The sequence below is a fragment of the Saccharothrix hoggarensis genome (genome assembly GCF_052936025.1).
The window spans coordinates 2,398,191-2,416,548 of record NZ_CP193624.1; the positions used below are offsets into that span (position 1 = coordinate 2,398,191).

Annotated in this window: 21 protein-coding genes; 16 read left to right on the plus strand and 5 right to left on the minus strand. The window is 74.5% G+C overall.

Annotation, left to right across the window (positions count from 1 at the left end):
- The first annotated feature begins 134 nt into the window (after positions 1-134).
- Entirely contained in the window at positions 135-641 is a 507-nt protein-coding gene (locus ACRAKH_RS11570) for an AAA family ATPase (protein ID WP_380723199.1), read from the plus strand.
- Here the strand turns inward: ACRAKH_RS11570 and ACRAKH_RS11575 are convergent.
- Entirely contained in the window at positions 627-1,799 is a 1,173-nt protein-coding gene (locus ACRAKH_RS11575; RefSeq protein WP_447009801.1) for an ROK family protein, read from the minus strand. The genes ACRAKH_RS11570 and ACRAKH_RS11575 overlap by 15 nt on opposite strands.
- A 61-nt stretch (positions 1,800-1,860) precedes the next feature.
- Here ACRAKH_RS11575 and xylA point away from each other — a divergent pair, with 61 nt between their 5' ends.
- Positions 1,861-2,997, plus strand: coding sequence for a xylose isomerase (gene xylA, locus ACRAKH_RS11580; protein ID WP_380723195.1), 1,137 nt, complete (start codon positions 1,861-1,863; stop codon positions 2,995-2,997).
- Positions 2,997-4,373: a xylulokinase gene (locus ACRAKH_RS11585; protein ID WP_380723193.1), complete on the plus strand. Its 1,377-nt coding sequence runs from the start codon at positions 2,997-2,999 to the stop codon at positions 4,371-4,373. Before xylA ends, ACRAKH_RS11585 begins: the two co-directional genes overlap by 1 nt.
- Positions 4,374-4,429: 56 nt before the next feature.
- Here the strand turns inward: ACRAKH_RS11585 and ACRAKH_RS11590 are convergent, their stop codons facing one another.
- Positions 4,430-5,530 carry an aminoglycoside phosphotransferase family protein gene (locus tag ACRAKH_RS11590; protein ID WP_380723191.1) on the minus strand — a complete coding sequence of 367 codons (1,101 nt, stop codon included), beginning with the start codon at positions 5,528-5,530 and terminating at the stop codon, positions 4,430-4,432.
- 22 nt (positions 5,531-5,552) lie between these two features.
- Positions 5,553-6,383, minus strand: a complete 831-nt coding sequence (locus tag ACRAKH_RS11595; protein WP_447009802.1) for a ZIP family metal transporter — start codon at positions 6,381-6,383, stop codon at positions 5,553-5,555.
- Here ACRAKH_RS11595 and ACRAKH_RS11600 point away from each other — a divergent pair.
- Positions 6,367-7,371 carry an NAD-dependent epimerase/dehydratase family protein gene (locus ACRAKH_RS11600; RefSeq protein WP_380723187.1) on the plus strand — a complete coding sequence of 335 codons (1,005 nt, stop codon included), beginning with the start codon at positions 6,367-6,369 and terminating at the stop codon, positions 7,369-7,371. The genes ACRAKH_RS11595 and ACRAKH_RS11600 overlap by 17 nt on opposite strands.
- A 140-nt stretch (positions 7,372-7,511) precedes the next feature.
- Here the strand turns inward: ACRAKH_RS11600 and ACRAKH_RS11605 are convergent, their stop codons facing one another.
- Complete coding sequence (locus tag ACRAKH_RS11605) at positions 7,512-7,757, minus strand: DUF6480 family protein (protein ID WP_380723185.1); 246 nt, start codon at positions 7,755-7,757, stop codon at positions 7,512-7,514.
- Positions 7,758-7,829: 72 nt separating this feature from the next.
- Here ACRAKH_RS11605 and ACRAKH_RS11610 point away from each other — a divergent pair, with 72 nt between their 5' ends.
- From ACRAKH_RS11610 to ACRAKH_RS11625, 4 genes are read left to right on the plus strand one after another with little or no spacing between them, the layout of a single operon-like run.
- Positions 7,830-8,402 carry a nucleotidyltransferase family protein gene (locus ACRAKH_RS11610; protein WP_380723183.1) on the plus strand — a complete coding sequence of 191 codons (573 nt, stop codon included), beginning with the start codon at positions 7,830-7,832 and terminating at the stop codon, positions 8,400-8,402.
- Positions 8,399-8,647, plus strand: a complete 249-nt coding sequence (locus ACRAKH_RS11615; RefSeq protein ID WP_033438115.1) for a BON domain-containing protein — start codon at positions 8,399-8,401, stop codon at positions 8,645-8,647. Before ACRAKH_RS11610 ends, ACRAKH_RS11615 begins: the two co-directional genes overlap by 4 nt.
- Positions 8,644-9,372 (plus strand): metallophosphoesterase family protein, encoded by a 729-nt coding sequence (locus tag ACRAKH_RS11620; protein WP_380723181.1) that lies wholly within the window; start codon positions 8,644-8,646, stop codon positions 9,370-9,372. Before ACRAKH_RS11615 ends, ACRAKH_RS11620 begins: the two co-directional genes overlap by 4 nt.
- A gap of 3 nt (positions 9,373-9,375) precedes the next feature.
- Positions 9,376-9,915 carry a hypothetical protein gene (locus ACRAKH_RS11625; protein ID WP_380723179.1) on the plus strand — a complete coding sequence of 180 codons (540 nt, stop codon included), beginning with the start codon at positions 9,376-9,378 and terminating at the stop codon, positions 9,913-9,915.
- A gap of 474 nt (positions 9,916-10,389) precedes the next feature.
- Here the strand turns inward: ACRAKH_RS11625 and ACRAKH_RS11630 are convergent, their stop codons facing one another.
- The gene (locus ACRAKH_RS11630) at positions 10,390-10,908 is read right to left on the minus strand and encodes an SRPBCC family protein (RefSeq protein WP_380723177.1); all 519 of its coding nucleotides are present in this window, start codon (positions 10,906-10,908) and stop codon (positions 10,390-10,392) included.
- 150 nt (positions 10,909-11,058) lie between these two features.
- Between ACRAKH_RS11630 and ACRAKH_RS11635 the strand changes: the two genes are divergently transcribed.
- The 8 genes from ACRAKH_RS11635 to ACRAKH_RS11670 are packed head-to-tail and all read left to right on the plus strand — an operon-like array spanning position 11,059 to position 18,356.
- The gene (locus tag ACRAKH_RS11635; RefSeq protein ID WP_380723175.1) at positions 11,059-11,574 is read left to right on the plus strand and encodes a D-glycero-alpha-D-manno-heptose-1,7-bisphosphate 7-phosphatase; all 516 of its coding nucleotides are present in this window, start codon (positions 11,059-11,061) and stop codon (positions 11,572-11,574) included.
- Positions 11,571-12,563, plus strand: coding sequence for a glycosyltransferase family 9 protein (locus ACRAKH_RS11640; protein WP_380723173.1), 993 nt, complete (start codon positions 11,571-11,573; stop codon positions 12,561-12,563). Before ACRAKH_RS11635 ends, ACRAKH_RS11640 begins: the two co-directional genes overlap by 4 nt.
- Positions 12,560-13,438 carry a glycosyltransferase gene (locus ACRAKH_RS11645; RefSeq protein WP_380723171.1) on the plus strand — a complete coding sequence of 293 codons (879 nt, stop codon included), beginning with the start codon at positions 12,560-12,562 and terminating at the stop codon, positions 13,436-13,438. The genes ACRAKH_RS11640 and ACRAKH_RS11645 overlap by 4 nt, the downstream gene beginning before the upstream one ends.
- The gene (locus tag ACRAKH_RS11650; protein ID WP_447009803.1) at positions 13,435-14,640 is read left to right on the plus strand and encodes a glycosyltransferase; all 1,206 of its coding nucleotides are present in this window, start codon (positions 13,435-13,437) and stop codon (positions 14,638-14,640) included. The genes ACRAKH_RS11645 and ACRAKH_RS11650 overlap by 4 nt, the downstream gene beginning before the upstream one ends.
- Positions 14,637-15,212, plus strand: a complete 576-nt coding sequence (locus ACRAKH_RS11655; RefSeq protein WP_380730737.1) for a D-sedoheptulose-7-phosphate isomerase — start codon at positions 14,637-14,639, stop codon at positions 15,210-15,212. Before ACRAKH_RS11650 ends, ACRAKH_RS11655 begins: the two co-directional genes overlap by 4 nt.
- Positions 15,209-16,495, plus strand: coding sequence for a D-glycero-beta-D-manno-heptose 1-phosphate adenylyltransferase (rfaE2, locus tag ACRAKH_RS11660; protein WP_447009804.1), 1,287 nt, complete (start codon positions 15,209-15,211; stop codon positions 16,493-16,495). The genes ACRAKH_RS11655 and rfaE2 overlap by 4 nt, the downstream gene beginning before the upstream one ends.
- Complete coding sequence (locus ACRAKH_RS11665; RefSeq protein WP_380728891.1) at positions 16,495-17,178, plus strand: SDR family oxidoreductase; 684 nt, start codon at positions 16,495-16,497, stop codon at positions 17,176-17,178. The genes rfaE2 and ACRAKH_RS11665 overlap by 1 nt, the downstream gene beginning before the upstream one ends.
- A complete protein-coding gene (locus ACRAKH_RS11670) occupies positions 17,169-18,356 on the plus strand; it encodes a cytochrome P450 (protein WP_380728889.1) in 1,188 nt (395 codons plus the stop codon). The genes ACRAKH_RS11665 and ACRAKH_RS11670 overlap by 10 nt, the downstream gene beginning before the upstream one ends.
- Positions 18,357-18,358 lie beyond the last annotated feature (2 nt).

An 18,358-nucleotide genomic window follows, 5' to 3' on the forward strand; every position in this document is an offset into this window, starting at 1 on the left:
AGTCACGCTCGCGCGTCCGCTTCCCGCGGGCGCATTCGGGTGAACAGTGCGGTGTGGCAACGGGTTCGCCGCGCTTCGCCCACCGTCCGTAGTGGATCGGTGACGGTCGGTGCGTCGCCGGTAGGCTCGGTGGGGTGGCTCGCCTGATCGTGCTGAACGGACCGCCGGGGTGCGGCAAGTCGACCATCGCCCGCCGGTACGCGGACGACCACCTGGGGACGCTGGCGCTCGACGTCGACCGGGTGCGCGACCTCATCAGCGGCGCCCCGGGGGAGACGGGACGGATGGCGCGGGACGTCGCGGTCGCCGCCGCTCGCGTCCACCTGGCGTCCGGCCACGACGTGGTCGTGCCGCAGTTCCTCGGCCGCCCGGAGTTCCTCGACCGGCTCGCCGACCTGGCCGCCGACGTCGGCGTGCCGTTCCACGAGGTCGTCCTGTACGACTCGAAGGAGAACGCGCTGCGCCGGTTCGCCGCCCGCGGCACCGTGCGGGCCACGCCGGAGGAGCTGTCGGATTACCACGACAACCTGGTGGCGCTGATGGCCGCGCGCCGCCCGACCGTCATCCACAGCCGTGAGGGTGACCCGGATCACACCTACCGGGCGCTCCTGGCCGTGCTGGGCGGCTCAGGCCAGGGTTGACGTGACGTAGGGGTCCGGGTCGGCGAGGATCGCCCGGACGGCGGTCGTCGCGGCGCCGCGCACGGCGGCCTCCGAACCCAGGGACGACGCGACCACCCGCACCGGCGACCACTCCGCGCTCACCACGCGGCGGTCCAGCTCGGCGTGCAACGGCTCCTGCAGCCAGGGCTCCAGCCGGGCGTACGTGCCGCCCAGCACCACGGTGGGCAGGTCGAGCAGGTTCACCGCGCCCGACAGCGCCACGCCGAGCCACCGCGCCGCGGACCGCACCGCCGTCGTCGCCGTGCGGTCGCCCGCCGCGAGCCGGTCCAGCAGCTCGTCCACCCCCGGCACGCCCGCCGCGCGCACGATCTCGTCCTGCCCGGCCAGCCGCTCCAGGCACCCCCGCGACCCGCAGGCGCACTCCGGCCCGCGCGGGTCGACGGACAGGTGGCCGATCTCGCCGCCGAACCCCGACACGCCCTCGAACAGCCCTCCGCCGACGACGATGCCGGCGCCGATGCCGATCTCGCCCGAGACGTGCAGGAAGTCGGACGCCACGTCGCCGTGCCACAGCTCGGCCAGCGCGGCCAGGTTCGCCTCGTTGCCGACCAGGACGGGCACGTCCAGCTCCACCCGCCGGGTCAGCTCGCCCCGCACGTCCACCTCGCGCCACCCGAGGTTCGGCGCGACCCGCAGCGAGCCGCCCGCCACCTCCACCAGGCCGGGCACGGCCACGCCGACCCCGCCGATCGGCACGTCCTGCCTGGCCGCCGTCCGCACCGCCGCCGCCACCTTGGCCAGTACGCGGGCGGGGGAGGAGGCACGATTGTCGCTGGGCCGCAGCCACCGCGCCCGCACCCGCCCGGTGAGGTCGACCAGGCACGTGGCCAGGTAGTCGACCCCGATCTCCACACCGAGCCCGTGCGGTCCGCTGGGCGACAGGTGCAGCGCCGTGCCGCGCCGGCCGGGTCCGGACCGCGCCTCCGCCCCGCCCTCGGCGACGAGGCCGGCGCCGATCATCCGGTCCACGAGGCTCGACACGGTGGCCTTGGTCAGGCCGGTGCGGGCGGCGACGGCGGCGCGGGACGAGCCGGGCGCCTCGGCGATCGCGTCGAGCACCAGTGCGGAGTTGTGCCGTCGCACGGTGTGCTGGCTCGCGGGCTGCGGTCTGGACACCACTGGATCGTAGCGGCAATGTGCGATAAGTTCAGGCATCAAACTTATTGGAGGTGCCTTCGTGGACAAGTTCAGCTTCGGCCTGTGGACGGTCGGTTGGCCGGGCCGCGACCCGTTCGGCGACGCGACCCGGCCCGCGTTGGACGCGCCGCTGGCGGTGCGCAAGCTGGCCGAGCTCGGCGCGTGGGGCATCACGTTCCACGACGACGACCTGTTCCCGTTCGGCTCGGACGCCGCCGAGGTGGGCAAGCGGGTCTCCGCGTTCCGCGCGGCGTTGGACGAGACCGGCATGGTCGTGCCCATGGTGACCACCAACCTGTTCACCCACCCGGTGTTCAAGGACGGCGGCTTCACCAGCAACGACCGCTCGGTGCGCAGGTTCGCCCTGCGCAAGGTGCTGCGCAACCTGGACCTCGCGGCCGAGCTCGGCGCCGAGACCATCGTCATGTGGGGTGGCCGCGAGGGCTCCGAGGTCGACGCGGGCAAGCCCGTCGCCGCCGCCCTCGACCGCTACCGCGAGGCCGTCGACACGGTCGCGCAGTACTCGATCGACCAGGGCTACGGCTTCCGCTTCGCGCTGGAGCCGAAGCCGAACGAGCCCCGCGGCGACATCCTGCTGCCCACGATCGGCCACGCGCTGGCGTTCATCTCGACGCTGGAGCACCACGAGCTGGTCGGCGTGAACCCCGAGGTCGGCCACGAGCAGATGGCGGGCCTCAACTTCGTGCACGGCATCGGCCAGGCGCTGTGGCAGGGCAAGCTCTTCCACATCGACCTCAACGGCCAGAAGGGCCCGCGCTACGACCAGGACTTCGTGTTCGGCCAGGGCGACCTGCTGTCCGCGTTCTTCCTGGTCGACCTGCTGGAGAGCGGCGGCTACGACGGCCCGCGGCACTTCGACTACAAGCCGCTGCGGACCGAGGACCTCGACGGCGTGTGGGAGAGCGCGGCGGCGAACATGCGCACCTACAAGCTGCTGCGCGAGCGCGCGGCGGCGTTCCGCGCCGACCCGGAGGTGCAGGAGGCGCTGAAGCACAGCGGCGTCTACGAGCTCGCCGAGCCGACGCTGGACGAGGGCGAGTCCATCGCGGACTTCCTGAAGGCCGAGGACGTCGACCCGTCCACCGCCGCCGAGCGCGGCTACGGGTTCGTGCGCCTCGCGCAGCTGGCCACCGAACACCTGTTGGGCGCGCGCTGATGGCGCTCGTCGCGGGCGTCGACTCGTCCACCCAGTCGTGCAAGGTGGTGGTGCGCGACGCGGACACCGGCGCCCTGGTGCGTGAAGGACGAGCGGCGCACCCGACGGGCACCGAGGTGCACCCCCACGCGTGGTGGGACGCCCTCCAGGCGGCCATCGCGGACGCGGGCGGCCTGGACGACGTGGCCGCCGTGTCGGTGGCCGCGCAGCAGCACGGCATGGTGACGCTGGACGAGTCCGGCGAGGTGGTCCGACCGGCGCTGCTGTGGAACGACACCCGTTCCGCGGCGGCGGCGGTCGACCTGACCGCCGAGCTGGGCGGTCCGGACGAGTGGGCGGCGGCGACCGGCAGCGTGCCGGTCGCGTCGCTGACCGTCACCAAGCTGCGGTGGCTCGCGGCGAACGAGCCGGAGTCGGTCGCCCGCACGGCGGCCGTCTGCCTGCCGCACGACTGGCTGACGTGGAAGCTGTCCGGCGGCACGTCGCTCGACGCGCTGACCACCGACCGCAGCGACGTCAGCGGAACGGGCTACTGGTCACCGTCCACTGAGGACTATCGGACGGACCTGCTGGAACTGGCCCTGGGCAAGGTCGTCGCGCTGCCGCGCGTGCTCGGCCCCGCCGAGCTGGTGGGCCGGTTCGGGGCGGGCGCGGGCGACAACGCGGCCGCGGCGCTCGGCGTGCAGGCGCAGCCGGGCGACGTGGTGGTGTCCATCGGCACGTCCGGCACGGCGTTCGCCCGGTCGGCGCACCCGATCGCGGACGGCACCGGCATCGTGAACGGCTTCGCCGACGCGGAGGGTGGCCACCTGCCGCTCGTGTGCACCCTCAACGCGTCACGGGTGCTCGACGCGACGGCGGCGCTGCTGGACGTGTCGCTGGCCGACCTGTCGGACCTCGCGCTCAGCGCGCCGGCGGGTGCGGACGGACTCGCGTTCGTGCCGTACCTGGAAGGGGAGCGGACGCCGAACAAGCCCGACTCCACCGGCGCGCTGCACGGCCTGCGGCTCGACACCATGACCCCGGCGCACCTGGCGCGCGCCGCGGTCGAGGGCCTGCTGTGCAGCCTGGCCGACGCGATCGACGCGCTGGTGGCCCTGGGCACGCCGGTGTCGCGGGTGCTGCTGATCGGCGGCGGGGCCCGCATGCCCGCCGTCCAGCGGCTCGCGCCCGCCGTGTTCGGCTTCCCGGTGGTCGTGCCGTCGCCGAGCGAGTACGTGGCGGACGGCGCGGCGCGGCAGGCCGCGTGGGCGGTGAGCGGCGCGGGATCGGCGCCGCACTGGTCGGAGCTGGCGTCGACCTCGGTCGAGGCCGACCCGACCCCGTGGGTGCGGGAGCGCTACGCCTCCGTGCGCGAGCTGACCGCCACCCGCTGAAGTCCTGACGGGGCGTCTCCGCGACCGGGCCGCCGGCCGCGGGGGCGCCCCGTCGGTCACTCGTCCTCCAGGACTTCCCGGATCACCCGGCCGGTGTCGGCCGCCACCTCGTCGTCGGTGGTGTCGGCGAGCGTGATGAGGGCCTTCCACAACGCCCAGCCGCGCGCCCGCGCCCAGGTGGCCGCGTCGAGGTCGACGGCGTCGCGGAACGCCTCGCGGCTCGTGCCCGAGAACATCGTCCACGCGATCACGAGGTCGCAGGCCGGGTCGCCGACGCCGCACCCGCCGAAGTCGATGACCGCGGTCAGCTTGCCGCGGTCGACCAGCAGGTTCCCGCTCGCGACGTCGCCGTGGAACCAGACCGGCGGCCGGTCCCACGCGGGTGCGCGGAGGGCGTCCTCCCACACGGCCGCGGCCCGCTCGGTGTCCACCCGGCCCTCCAGCGCGGCGAGCGCGCGCCGCGTCCCGTCGTCGTAGTGCGCGGGCGGGGTGCCCCGGTAGAAGCAGTGCGCGCCCGCCGGCGGCCCGTCCGTCGCGTCGACGCGGTGCAGGGCGCGGAGGAAGTCGGCGATCGAGACGGCGAACGCGGCGAGGTCGTCGATCCGGTCGAGGGCCGCGGTCCGCCCGTCCAGCCAGCGGCGGATCGACCAGGGGAACGGGTAGCCCTCACCCGGCGCCCCCACCGCGACCGACACCGGCACCGCGACGGGCAGGGACCGCGCGAGGACGGGCAGCCAGCGGTGCTCCTTCTCCACGGCCGGCACGTAACCCTCGCCGGTCGGCAGCCGGACGGTCAGGTCGTCGCCGAGGCGGTACGTGCGGTTGTCCCACCCGTCCACCTCCACCGGGACGACCGGGAGGCCGGCCCACTGCGGGAACTGGCTCGCGACCAGGCGCTCGACCAGGGCCGCGTCGATCCCGGCGCGGCCGTCGCGGTGCGGTGCGGGTGGCATGCCGCGAGCCTGTCGACCGCACCACTCTCCCGGCAACGCATTTTCGGGCGCGCGGGCGCCCGGCCGGGCGGACCGGATGTGGAGGTGCCCGATGAGGGCCGTGGTGCTCAACCGCTCGGTGAAGAAGTCGGCCGAGCCGTCCGACATCGAGATGCCGGCGCACGTCGTCGTGACCGGCGACGAGGACGGCGCGCACCACGTCATCAGCGAGGTCGTTCGCCGCCCCTCAGGCGTGCGACAGCGCGAACGCGGTGAGGAACCCGGCGACCGTCACCAGGCCGACGAGCAGGTGGGCGTCGTCGAACGCCTCGGGAATCATGGTGTCCGCGACCATCGAGAGGATCGCGCCGCCCGCGAACGCCGTGATCCCGGCCGTCCACACCGGTGGCGCGTCGGCGAGCAGCCCGTGCCCGACCATCGACGCCAGGCCGCTGACCAGCGCGATCCCGGTCCACAGCCCGAACACGTACCGCGGCGACCGGCCCGCCCGGCGCATCCCGGCCGCCGACGACAGGCCCTCGGGCACGTTGCTGATGAACACCGCCGCGACCGTCACCGCGCTCACCCCGCCGCCCGCGACCAGGCTCGTCCCGATCACCACCGACTCGGGGATGCCGTCCAGCAGCGCGCCGACCGCGATCGCCGTGCCGGACCCGCTGTGCTCGGCCTCGGACGGCTGCAACCCGCCGGACCGCTTCCGGTGCCGCGCGCCCCGCCGCGCCAGCGCGACGTTCGCCGCCGTGTAGACCAGCGCGCCGAGGCCGGCCCCGGCCGCCGTGGCCGCCAACCCGCCCTGCTCGTGCGCCTCCGCGATCAGCTCGAACGACACCGCCGACATCAGCACGCCGCTGCCGAACCCCATCACCGCGGCCACCACCCCGCGCGGCACCCGCGCCAGGTAGCCCACGAGCGCGCCGAGCACCAGAGCGGACCCGGCCAGCAACCCCCACCACGCCGCCTCGAACAACCACGCCTCCCCGTCCCGCGCCCGTGTCGCAGCCGGCCCGTGTCGCAGCCGACGCGGCGGGTACCCGACCGCCATGAGGATCGTCGTCACCGGCGCCACCGGCAATCTGGGCACCGCCCTGCTGCGCCGGCTCGCCGACGAGCCGGACATGACCGCGCACGGCGTCTCGCGCCGCCCACCGGTGCACGAACCGCCCTACGACATCGCGTGGTCGCCGGTCGACCTCAGCCGCGAGGGCGCGGAAGAACCGCTGACCGAGGTGTTCCGCGACGCCGACGCCGTCGTGCACCTGGCGTGGCGCATCCAGCCGAGCCACGACGAGCGCGTCCTCTACCGGACGAACGTCGCGGGCAGCGACCGGGTCGCGCGGGCGGTGGTCCGGGCGGGCGTGCCGCACCTGGTGCACATGTCGTCGGTCGGCGCGTACTCGCCGGCCGCGAAGGACCACACCGTGGACGAGACCTGGCCCACCGACGGCGTCCGGACCTCGTACTACAGCCGGCACAAGGCCGCGGTGGAGCACCTGCTCGACGGCGTGGAGCGCGAGCACCCCGAGCTGACCGTCACCCGCGTTCGCCCCGGACTGGTGCTGCAACCGGAGGCGGCCGCCGAGATCAAGCGCTACTTCCTCGGCCCGCTCGTGCCGCACGCCCTGTTCCGGACCAGGCTGCCGGTGCTCCCGCTGCCGCGCGCGATGGTGCTCCAGTTCGTGCACGCCGACGACGTCGCCGACGCCGTCGCGCGGATCGTCGCCCAACGGGCCGGCGGGGCGTTCAACCTCGTCTCCGACCCCGTCGTGACGCCCCAGGTGCTCGCCGAGGTCATGGGCGCGCGGCACGTGGTGATCCCGCCGACGGCCCTCCGCACCGCCGCCCGCGTCACCTGGCGCCTGCGCCTGCAGCCCACCTCGCACGGCTGGGTCGACCTGGCCCTCACCGCGCCCCTGCTGGACGCCACCAAGGCGTTCGCCCGGCTGGGCTGGACGCCCCGCCACAACGCGCGGGACACGCTCAAGCAGCTCCTCGACGGCCTCGGGCGCGCGGAAGGCCTCGAACCGAGCCCGCCGCTGAAGCCCTGAGCGCCGAGCCCGCCGCCGAAGCCCCGAGCGCCGCCCGCTGCTGAAGCCCTGATCCGGCCGCCGTTGAAGCGTCGATCCCGGCCTTCTGAGCCCGGCCGTCCTGAGCCCCGGCCGCCCGCACGGGATGGTCGGGCGAGCGGTCAGGAGCCCTCGAACAGGTTCGTCCAGCCCATCACCTGGGCCACGACGAACGCCACCGCCAGCGCCGTCACGATCAGGACCAGCACCAGCGTGATGATCGGGGCGCGCCGCGACGGCATCGGCTGCGGGTGGGACAGCCCGGACGTCTGACCGGACTCGGGCGGCGTCTCGCCGGGCGCGACCCCGCCGCCGGGCTCCAGACCGGGCGTGCCCGCCGGGTCCGGGTCGGGAGGTGTGGCAGTCATACGCGTGGACTACCCCGTGGCGACGGCCCTACCCGCCGTGTGAAGACCGACTCGGACGGGTAGTCACCTCGCATGAGCGGTGTCCAGGACGAGCTGCTGCGTACGTTGACGAAGGTCGCCAAGGCCCTGCGCGCGCACGACATCCCGTTCGCGTTGGCGGGCGGGTGTGCGGTGTACGCCAGAGGCGGGCCGGCGACAGAACACGATGTGGACATCCTGGTCCGGGAGGAGGACGCCGGCGAGGCGGTGCGGGCGCTCGTGGCGACCGGCATGCGTGCCGCGACACCGCCCGAGGACTGGCTGTTGAAGGTCTACGACGGCGATTCGCTGGTGGACCTGCTGTTCCGGCCCAACGAGGTGCCGGTGACCGAGGAGACGCTGTCGCGGGCCGAGGAGCTGCAGGTCGGCTCGGTGGTGCTGCCGGTCATGCCCGCCACCGAGGTGCTGATCGGCAAGCTGCTCGTCCTCGACGGGCACCGGTGCGACTTCAGCGAGCTGCTGCCCTTCGCCCGCGCGCTGCGCGAGCAGATCGACTGGGAGCACGTCCGCGAGGCGACCAAGCACTCCCCGTACGCCGAGGCGTTCCTCGTGCTGGTCGAACGCCTCGACCTCCTGCCCACCCCGCTGACCAGGAGCGCGTCATGACCGCAGAGCAATACCTCGCCGCCCGGCTGCGCCAGGCGCTGGCCGAGGACCCGCGCACCACCGAGCTGGGCGTGCGGGTGACCGTGCGCGGCGACCACGTCCTGCTGTCCGGCGACGTGGCGAGCCCCGGGCGGCGCGCCGAGCTGGAGGCGGTGATCCACGACGTGGCGCCGGAGCTGACCGTGCTGGACGACGTGAAGGTGGTGCCGTCCGACGCCCCGGTCGGCCGAGAGGAGCTGCGATGATCCGCATTGCCGCCGTGGGTGACGTGCACCTGGGCGAGGACGCGCGCGGCCGGATGCGGCCCGCGCTGGAGCAGCTCGGCGACTGCGCCGACGTGCTGCTGCTCGCCGGTGACCTGACCAGGCACGGCACGGTGTCCGAGGCGCGGGTCGTGGCCGACGAGTTCGGCGACCTGCCCGTGCCGGTGGTCGCCGTGCTCGGCAACCACGACCACCACGACGACAAGCCGCACGAGGTGACGGCGGTCCTGCGCGACGCGGGCCTGACCGTGCTGGAGGGCGAGACCACCACGATCCCGGTGGACGGCCACACGTTGGGCGTCGCGGGCGTGAAGGGCTTCGGCGGCGGGTTCGCGGGCAAGTGCGGCAGCGCGTTCGGCGAGCAGGAGATGAAGGCGTTCATCCGGCACACCACCGAGATCGCCGACTCGCTGCGGACCGCGCTGGACGGCCTCGAAGCCGACGTGAAGGTGGCGTTGACCCACTACGCGCCCGTGCCGGACACGCTGCGCGGCGAGCCGCCGGAGATCTACCCGTTCCTCGGCTCGTACCTGCTGGGCGAGGCGATCGACGCGTCCGGGACGACCCTGGCCGTGCACGGGCACGCGCACTTCGGCGTCGAGCACGGGATGACGCCGGGAGGCGTGCGGGTCCGGAACGTGGCGCAACCCGTGATCCGGTCGGCATACACCGTCTACTGCGTGGAACCCGCAGTGGTGGAGGTGTAGCGCATGGACGAAGCGAGGACCGGAGGCCCGTCCGTGGTGTGGGCGGGCCCGCCCGACGCGCCCGCCGTGGTCGTGCTCGACCCGGCCGGCGTGGGAAAGCACGGCGACCTGCCCGGCACGTGGCGGCCGCTCACCGAGCACCTGCAGGTGATGTGGTGCCGACTGCCCGCTTCGGACGAGCCGTGGCGCGAGGTCGACGAGGTGCTGGAGGAGTTCGTCCACCGCGACGTCCCGGTGCACCTGGTGGCGGGCGCGGCGGCCGGCGCCGACGTCGGCGAGCTGGTGCGGCGGCACGAGGGGCTGATCAGTTCGGTGCAGACGTTCGCCGCACCCGTGCCGCTCGGGCACCCGGAAGTGGTGCTGGAGGTGCTGCGGGAGCTGCTGGACCAGGACGTGAACCCGAACGTGAACCCGAACGTGCGGCCGCAGGACAACCACCCGCGGCCGAACGACGAAGGCGGGACCGGCTCGCTGCTCGGCGACGCGACGTCGGCGGTGCGCGAGTCGGTGAGGCGGCTCTTCGACCGGCTCAAGGACGGTTGAGGGGCGAGACGACAGGGGAAAGGCCCGTGGACCGAGGTGTCCGCGGGCCTTTCGCTTGCGGCAGTTCTGACGCGCTGTGACGGGTGCGGCGCATGTGAACTGTCCTCGATCACCGTCTACGACGGCCACACCAGACGGCCACGGCCACCCCACGGCCACGGACGCGCAGGGCGCGGGCGGCATCGGGAGAGGCTGGAGTCGGGTGGAGGGGCATCGGACGCGGGCGGCAGCGGCTACGGACGGCCACGGCCACCGGCGCGGAGGCACACGGCACGGAGGCGCACGGCTGCGGAGGCACACGGGCGCGGAGGCGCATGGCGCGGGCGGAAACGGGCGCGGATACGCGAATCCCCCGCGAGCCGTGGCCCGAAGGGGATTCGCGTGTACTTCAACTGCCGTCGACCGGCGGACGAGGGCGGGGGATCGGTGGTGATGACCAGCCCCGCCTCCGCGGCTCCCGCACGGCCCGTGCGGTCATCGCAACGGGTCGCCCGGTCGGCCGGCATCCGGCAGGTCGTGGCGCGTCTCGCCGGCCTGCGGCGGGCGGCTCACGTCGCCCCGCCAGCCACCGGTCTCCGCGCCGCGGCCTTCGATGAACTCCTTGAACCGCTCCAGGTCACCGGACACGCGGTGGTCGACGAGCCCGATGGCCGCGCCCGCCTTCTCGGTGAGCGTCTGCGGGTCGTACTCCATCTGCACGTGGACCCGGGTCGTGCGCTCGTCGAGGCGGTGGAACGTCACCACACCGCCCTGCGGCGGACCGTCCACGGTGTGCCACGCGACCCGCTCGTCCGGGTGCTGCTCGGTGATCTCGGCGTCGAACTCCCTGGTCACGCCACCGATCTTGGTGACCCAGTGGGTCCTGGTCGGTGTCACCTGGGTGATGCGCTCGACGCCCTCCATGAACTGCGGGAACGACTCGAACTGCGTCCACTGGTTGTACGCGGTCGTGACCGGGACCTCGACGTCCACGGACTTCTCGATCGTCGTCACTGCAACAACCTCTCTTCGGGGAATCGAGTTCGACACTCGGGTACCCCTCTTCGCGGTCCTCACACACATGGCATTTCACGACCCAGGTCACGGTGAGTAGCGCTTTGCCGAGAAGTGTTTGCTTCTCACCCAGCCGGCTAACTCTCCTCTGTGGACCAGTACCCCGACGCGGTTCTCTTCGACCGCGACGGCACGCTCATCGAAGACGTGCCCTACAACGGCGACCCGGAGCGGGTGCGGCCGATGCCCGGCGCGCTCGACGTCCTGCGCGAACTACGCGCTCACGGCGTGCGCACGGGTGTGGTGAGCAACCAGTCCGGGATCGGTCGCGGCCTGCTCACGCACGCCCAGGTCGACGCGGTGAACGCGCGGGTGGAAGCGCTGCTCGGCCCGTTCGGCACCTGGCAGATCTGCCCGCACCACCCCGACGACGGCTGCGCGTGCCGCAAACCCGCGCCCGCCTTGGTCCTCCGCGCGTGCGAGGCGATCAACGCGCGCCCCGGGCGCACCTTCGTGATCGGCGACATCGAGGCCGACGTGGGGGCCGCGCTCGCGGCCGGCGCCACGCCGATCCTGGTGCCGACACCGGTGACCCTCCCCGAGGAGGTCGACCGCGCGCCCCGCACGGCGCCGGACCTCGCGTCCGCGTTGGCGATGGTCCTATGAGGACACTGGTGGTCAGGCTCGACAGCGACGGCGACGTCCTGCTCGCCGGTCCGGCGGTCCGCGCCGCCGCGCACGCGGGCGAAGTCGTGCTGCTGTGCGGGTATTCGGGGGCGCAGGCGGCGGAGCTGCTGCCCGGCGTGCAGCGGGTCGTCCGGTGGGACTGCCCGTGGATCGCCAACCCGGCGCCGGAGGTCCGCACCCCGGACATCGAGGGGATCGTGGCACTGCTGAAGGGAATTCGCGCCGACGTGGCATTGATCCTCACGTCGTTCCACCAGAGCCCGCTGCCCCTGGCGCTGCTGCTGAAGCTCGCCGGCGTGCCCAAGGTCGTGGCCCGCTCGACCGACTACCCCGGCTCGCTGCTGGACGTCCGGCTGCGCGACGACCCGGACGTCCCGGAAGCCGAGCGCGCGCTGGAGGTCGCCCGTGCCGCGGAGTTCGAGCTGCCGCCGGGCGACGACGGACGCCTCGCGATCACCACGCCGCCCGAACCGGCGGAGATCGGGCCGTACGTGGTCCTGCACCCCGGCGCCTCGGTGCCCGCCCGCGCGTGGTCGCCCGACCGCTGCGCGCAGGCCGTGACCGCGCTCGCCGACGCCGGCTACCGGGTGCTGGTCACCGGCGGGCCGGGGGAGGTGGAGCTGACCCGGCACGTCGCCGGCACGCACGGCGTCGACCTCGGCGGGCGCACCACGTTCGCCGAGCTGGCCGGCCTCCTGGCCCGTGCGGACGCCGTCGTGGTCGGCAACACCGGCCCGGCGCACCTCGCCGCCGCCGTCGGCACGCCGGTCGTGTCGCTGTTCGCGCCGGTCGTGCCCGCCCGCCGGTGGGCCCCGCACGGGCCGCACGTGCTGCTCGGCGACCAGAACGCCCCGTGCCGGGGCTCCCGTGCCCGCGAGTGCCCGGTCGCCGGGCACCCGTGCCTGAACCAGGTGACGCCCGACCGGGTCGTCGCCGCCGTAGCCGAACTAGTGGGGGTGCGGACGTGAAGATCCTGCTGTGGCACGTGCACGGCTCGTGGACGAACGCGTTCGTCCGCGGCGGGCACGAGTACCTGATCCCCGGGCCGCCCAACGGCATCGGCCTGGCCGGCCGCGACTGGCCCGCCGCGCGCGAGGTCCCGCTGACCGACCTGGACGCGGACGTCGCCGTGCTGCAGCGGCCCGCCGAGATCGGCCTGGTGCCGGCCGGCATCCCGGTCGTCTACCTGGAGCACAACACGCCGAAGTACCCGAACCAGGCGCACCCGCTGAAGGACTGGCCCGGCACGATCGTCCACGTCACCCACTTCAACGACCTGATGTGGGACTGCGGCACCAGCCGCACGGTGGTCATCGAGCACGGCGTCGTGGACCCCGGCCACCGGTACACGGGCGAGCTGCCGCGCGCGGCCGTCGTGGTGAACGACCCGGTCCGCCGGGGCCGCGCGGTGGGCACGGACCTGCTGCCGCGGTTCGCCGAGGCCGCGCCGCTCGACGTCTACGGCATGCGCACCCACCGGCTCGGCGAGATGGGCCGCGGTGACCACGACCTCGAGTCGCTGCACCGGGAACTGGCGCTGCGGCGGCTGTACCTGCACACGGTCCGGTGGACGTCGCTGGGGCTGTCGCTGCTGGAGGCCATGCACCTCGGGATGCCGGTGGTGGCGCTGGCGTGCACGGAGGTCGGCCGCGCGGTGCCACCCGACGCGGGCGTCATCTCCACGGACGTGGACGAGCTGGTGCGGGCCGTGGCCGAGCTGGTCGCGGACCCGGCGCTGGCGCGGCAGAAGGGCAAGCAGGCCAGGGAGTTCGCCCTGGCACGGTACGGACTCGACGCCTTCCTGCGGAGTTGGGACCGGTTGCTGACAGGAGTGAGCGGATGAGGATCGCGATGGTGTCCGAGCACGCCAGCCCGTTGGCCGCCCTGGGCGGTGTCGACGCCGGCGGGCAGAACGTGCACGTCGCCGCGTTGTCGGCGGCGCTGTCGGCCCGCGGGCACGACGTGGTGGTGTACACCCGTCGCGACGACCCGGACCTGCCCGAGCGGGTGCGCACCGACCAGGGCTACGACGTCGTCCACGTGCCCGCCGGACCGCCGGGGCCGGTGCCGAAGGACGAGCTGCTGCCCCACATGGGCGAGTTCGCCCGGTTCCTGGAGCGCCAGTGGTACGAGGAGCGGCCGGACGTCGTGCACGCGCACTTCTGGATGTCCGGCCTGGCCTCGGTGCTCGCCGCGCGCAAGGCCGGCGTGCCCGTCGTGCAGACGTTCCACGCGCTCGGCACGTTGAAGCGCCGCCACCAGGGGGCCGACGACACCAGCCCGCCGCAGCGGATCGGCATCGAGCGGATGATCGGCCGCGAGGTCGACCGGATCGCCGCGACGTGCGACGACGAGGTGACCGAGCTGATGCGCATGGGCGTGCTGCGGTCGCGGATCTCGGTCGTGCCGTGCGGGGTGGACCCGGCGCGGTTCCGCCCCGAGGGCCCGCGCGACCGCCGCGGCCACCGGCACCGGATCGTGTCGGTCGGCCGGCTGGTGCCGCGCAAGGGCTTCCAGGACCTGATCACGGCGTTGCGGTCGCTGCCGGACACCGAGCTCGTCATCGCGGGCGGCCCGGTGGACGTCGGCGCCGACCCCGAGGCCCGGCGGCTGGCCGCGCACGCCGAGCGCGTCGGCGTGCGGGACCGGCTGTGGCTGGCGGGCCAGGTGTCGCGCGACGCGATGCCGGCGCTGCTGCGCTCGGCCGACGTGGTGGCGTGCGTGCCGTGGTACGAGCCGTTCGGCATCGTGCCGCTGGAGGCCATGGCGTGCGGCGTGCCGGTGGTGGCCAGCGCGGTCGGCGGGCTCACGGACACCGTCGTGGACGGCGTCACGGGCGTGCTCGTGCCGCCGCGCGAACCGGCCACGCTCGCCCGTGCGCTGCACTCGCTGCTGGCCGACCAGGCGCGGCGGGAGGCGTGCGGCATCGCCGGGCTCGACCGGGTGGGCGTGCGCTACACGTGGGACCGGATCGCCGAGGACTCCGAACGCGTCTACGAGCGGGTCACGGCCGGCCAGGCCGTGGCCGTGGGAGGCACGCGATGACCGTCGAGAGCCACCTGAACGGACTCGCCCAGACGTTGGCCGGGCTGCGCACCCAGGCGCCCCGGCTGACCCGCTGGGGCGGCGTGCTGGCCCGACGGCTCAGCGACGGCGGACGGCTGCTGGCCGCCGGGAACGGCGGTTCGGCCGCCGAGGCGCAGCACCTGACCGCGGAGCTGGTCGGCCGGTTCCGCGACGACCGCCGGCCGTTCTCGGCGATCGCGCTGTGCGCCGAGTCGTCCAGCGTCACCGCGATCGGCAACGACTACGGCTACGACCAGGTGTTCGCCCGCCAGGTCACCGCGCACGCCCGGCCCCAGGACGTGGTCGTGCTGCTGACCACGAGTGGGCGCAGCCCGAACCTGCTGGAGGCCGCGAAGGCGGCCCGGGCGGCCGGGGCGCACGTGTGGGCGATGACCGGCCCGACCCCGAACCCGCTGGCCGAGGTGGTGGACGAGGTGCTGTCGCTGCCGGGCGAGCCGGCGAACGTGCAGGAGGCGCAGCTGGTGGCGGTGCACGCGCTGTGCGCGGCGTTCGAGGCGGCGTTGCCCGCGGCGGAGCGGAGGGTCTCGTGAAGCTTGTTGTCGTCGGTGACTCGTTGCTCGACGTGGACGTGCTGGGCACGGTCGAGCGGTTGTGCCCGGACGCGCCCGCGCCCGTGCTGGACGTCGAGGAGGAACGCGCCCGGCCCGGTGGGGCGGGGCTCGCCGCGGCGCTGGCGGCGGCCGACGGGATCGACGTGACGCTGGTCAGCGCGGTCGCCGACGACGAGGACGGCCAGCGGTTGCGGGACGAGCTGGCGCGGGTGCCGTGCGTGCTCGGGCCGTCCCCGGCGCCGACCCCGGTCAAGACCCGGCTGCGCGCCGGCGACCAGTCGATCGCCCGGCTCGACCGGGGCGGCGGTCCCGGCGCGCCGCAGGCCACGGACGACATGCTCGACGCCGTGCTGGAGGCCGACTACGTGCTGGTGTCCGACTACGGGCGCGGGCTGGTGCGCGACGAGCGGCTGCGGGGCGTGCTCGCCCGCCGGCCCGTCGTGTGGGACCCGCACCCGCGCGGCCCGGACCCGGTGCCCGGCGCGCGGCTCGTGACGCCGAACGCGGCCGAGGCGAAGGCGTTCAGCGGGCACGCCGACCCGGCGGACGCGCTCACCGCGCTGCGCGACCGGTGGCGGGCGCGCGCCGTCGTGGTGACGCTCGGCTCGAACGGCGCGCTGCTGCACGGCGGCGGCACGCCGGTGGCCGTGCCCGCGCCCCGCGTCCCCGTCGTGGACCCGTGCGGCGCGGGGGACCGGTTCGCGGTGACCGTCGCGGCCCGGCTCATGGGCGGCGCGGCGATGGACGACGCGGTGGCGGACGGGGTGACGTCGGCGGCGGAGTTCCTGCGCTGCGGCGGCGCGTCCGGGTTCCGGCCCGTCGACCAACTGTCCACTGTGGACGCCGTGCGGGCGCGCGGCGGCGTGGTCGTCGCCACCGGCGGGTGCTTCGACCTGCTGCACGCGGGCCACGTCCGCACCCTGCGCGCCGCCCGGTCGCTCGGCGACTGCCTGGTGGTGTGCCTGAACTCCGACTCGTCGGTGCGCCGGCTCAAGGGCCCGGACCGGCCGGTCACCAAGGAACAGGACCGGGTCGAGGTGCTGCGCGCGCTGGGCTGCGTGGACGACGTCGTGGTGTTCGACGACGACACGCCGGAACGCGTGCTGGCAGACCTGCGCCCGGACGTGTGGGTGAAGGGCGGCGACTACACCGTGGACTCGCTGCCGGAGGCGGACCTGGTGCGCGGCTGGGGAGGGCGCACCGTCGTCGTGCCCTACCACCGGGGACGTTCGACCACCGAGATGCTGTCGAGGAGGGGCTGATGCTGGACCAGGTGCTGGTGACGGGTGGCGCGTCCGGGCTGGGCGCGGCGGTGGTGCGCGCGGTGCACGAGCTGGGCGGGCGGCCGCTGGTGCTGGACAAGGCCGCGCCGTCGGCCGCCGAGGTGGCCGACTTCGAGTCGGTCGACCTGTCGGACACCAGGGCGGCGGAACGCGCCGTCAAGGCCATCGCCGAGCGCAACGGCGGCCTGCGGGCCGTGGTCACGGCGGCGGGCACGGACGCGTGCGGCCGGCTGGACCACGTGTCCGGCGCGGACTGGGACCGGGTGGTGATGGTGAACCTGCTCGGCACGGCCGCCGTGGTGCGGGCCGCGCTGCCGTTCCTGGAGGGCGGCGGCCGGGTGGTGACCATCGCGTCCACGCTCGGCGTCAAGGCGGTGAGCGACGCGACGGCGTACTGCGCCTCGAAGTTCGGCGTGGTCGGCTTCACCCGGGCGCTGGCGGCCGAGACCGCGGGCCGGGTCGGCGTGACGCTGGTGATCCCCGGCGGCATGCGCACGCACTTCTTCGACGACCGGGAGGAGCGGTACCGGCCGCCGGACGACAGCAAGCTCAACCCGCCCGAGCGCGTGGCCGACGCGATCGTGTTCGCGCTGCGCCAGCCCGAGGGCTGCGAGGTGCGCGAACTCGTCGTCGCGCACTCCGAGGAGGGGTCGTGGCCGTAGCCTCCCGGCTGGACACCGGTCGGGCGTTCGCCAAGGTGCTGCTGCCGACGCTGGCCAAGGGCGCGATCGTGCGCCGGCCGCCGGTGGAGGCGACGGCGGAGAAGCTGCAGCTGGACGAGGTGGCCGTGGCCGCGATGAGGCGGTTCCGGGACCGCTACGGGCCGGAACCGCTGCGGCTGAGGGTGACCGGGCGCAGCATCGCGCTGCTGCTCGACGCGGTGGACGTCTCCCGGCTGCTGGCCGAGTCGCCGTCGCCGTTCGCCCTGGCGACGCGGGAGAAGAAGGCCGCGCTGGAGCACTTCCAGCCGCACGGCGTGCTGATCTCGACGGGGGAGGCGCGCGAGCGGCGGCGTGCCCTCAACGACCGCGTGCTGCGGCCCGACAACATCGACGTGCCGGGGATCGTCGCCGACGAGGCCGATCTCCTGCTGCGGCACGTCCGCAGCACCGGGCGGCTCACCTGGGACGGGTTCGCGCAGTCCTGGTGGCGCGCGGCCCGGCGGATCGTGCTCGGCTCGACGGCGCGGGACGACGACGAGCTGACGGACGTGCTGAGGGCGTTGCGGAGCGACGCGAACTGGGCCTACCTGCACCGGCGGCGCGAGGCGTTGCGCCGCCGGTTCGACGAACGGCTCCTCGGCCACCTCGAACGCGGCGAGCCGGGCAGCCTGGCGGGCCTCGCCCCGGCCGACGAGCTCCGGGAACAGGCGCCGCACTGGCTGTTCGCGTTCGACTCGGCGGGCATCGCGACCATGCGGGCGCTGGCGATCGGCGGCGCCGGGCAGGCCGGGATCTGGGAGTCGGTGCGGCTGTGGCCGACCACGCCGGTGATCCTGCGCGAGAGCACCGAGCACACCCGGTGGCACGGCACGTGGCTGCCCGCGGGCACCACGTTCGTCGTGTTCGCGCCGTTCTTCCACCGGGACCGCGACCGGCTCGACTACGCCGACGAGTACACGCCGCACATCTGGCCCATGCCGCCCGACCCCGGCCTGGTGCCGTTCAGCGGCGGCCCCGGCGTGTGCCCCGGACGGGACCTCGTGCTGGTCGCGGCGAGCACCATGCTGGACGCGCTCCGCGATCACCTGGACGTGCCCACCCTGCGTGCGCCGCTCCCCGCCACGCTGAACCACTTCCGGCTGTCGTTCGTCACCCGGAAGGTTGACGACGGCCGGTGAGG

Excerpts from the sequence above, each read along its gene's own strand:
- ACRAKH_RS11585 (WP_380723193.1), top strand. The coding sequence starts at position 2,997 with ATGGCGCTCGTCGCGGGCGTCGACTCGTCCACCCAGTCGTGCAAGGTG.
- ACRAKH_RS11590 (WP_380723191.1), bottom strand. The coding sequence starts at position 5,530 with ATGACGTGGTGCGCGCCGTCCTCGTCGCCGGTCACGACGACGTGCGCC.
- ACRAKH_RS11600 (WP_380723187.1), top strand. The coding sequence starts at position 6,367 with ATGAGGATCGTCGTCACCGGCGCCACCGGCAATCTGGGCACCGCCCTG.
- ACRAKH_RS11605 (WP_380723185.1), bottom strand. The coding sequence starts at position 7,757 with ATGACTGCCACACCTCCCGACCCGGACCCGGCGGGCACGCCCGGTCTG.
- ACRAKH_RS11610 (WP_380723183.1), top strand. The coding sequence starts at position 7,830 with ATGAGCGGTGTCCAGGACGAGCTGCTGCGTACGTTGACGAAGGTCGCC.
- ACRAKH_RS11615 (WP_033438115.1), top strand. The coding sequence starts at position 8,399 with ATGACCGCAGAGCAATACCTCGCCGCCCGGCTGCGCCAGGCGCTGGCC.
- ACRAKH_RS11620 (WP_380723181.1), top strand. The coding sequence starts at position 8,644 with ATGATCCGCATTGCCGCCGTGGGTGACGTGCACCTGGGCGAGGACGCG.
- ACRAKH_RS11625 (WP_380723179.1), top strand. The coding sequence starts at position 9,376 with ATGGACGAAGCGAGGACCGGAGGCCCGTCCGTGGTGTGGGCGGGCCCG.
- ACRAKH_RS11640 (WP_380723173.1), top strand. The coding sequence starts at position 11,571 with ATGAGGACACTGGTGGTCAGGCTCGACAGCGACGGCGACGTCCTGCTC.
- ACRAKH_RS11650 (WP_447009803.1), top strand. The coding sequence starts at position 13,435 with ATGAGGATCGCGATGGTGTCCGAGCACGCCAGCCCGTTGGCCGCCCTG.
- ACRAKH_RS11655 (WP_380730737.1), top strand. The coding sequence starts at position 14,637 with ATGACCGTCGAGAGCCACCTGAACGGACTCGCCCAGACGTTGGCCGGG.
- ACRAKH_RS11665 (WP_380728891.1), top strand. The coding sequence starts at position 16,495 with ATGCTGGACCAGGTGCTGGTGACGGGTGGCGCGTCCGGGCTGGGCGCG.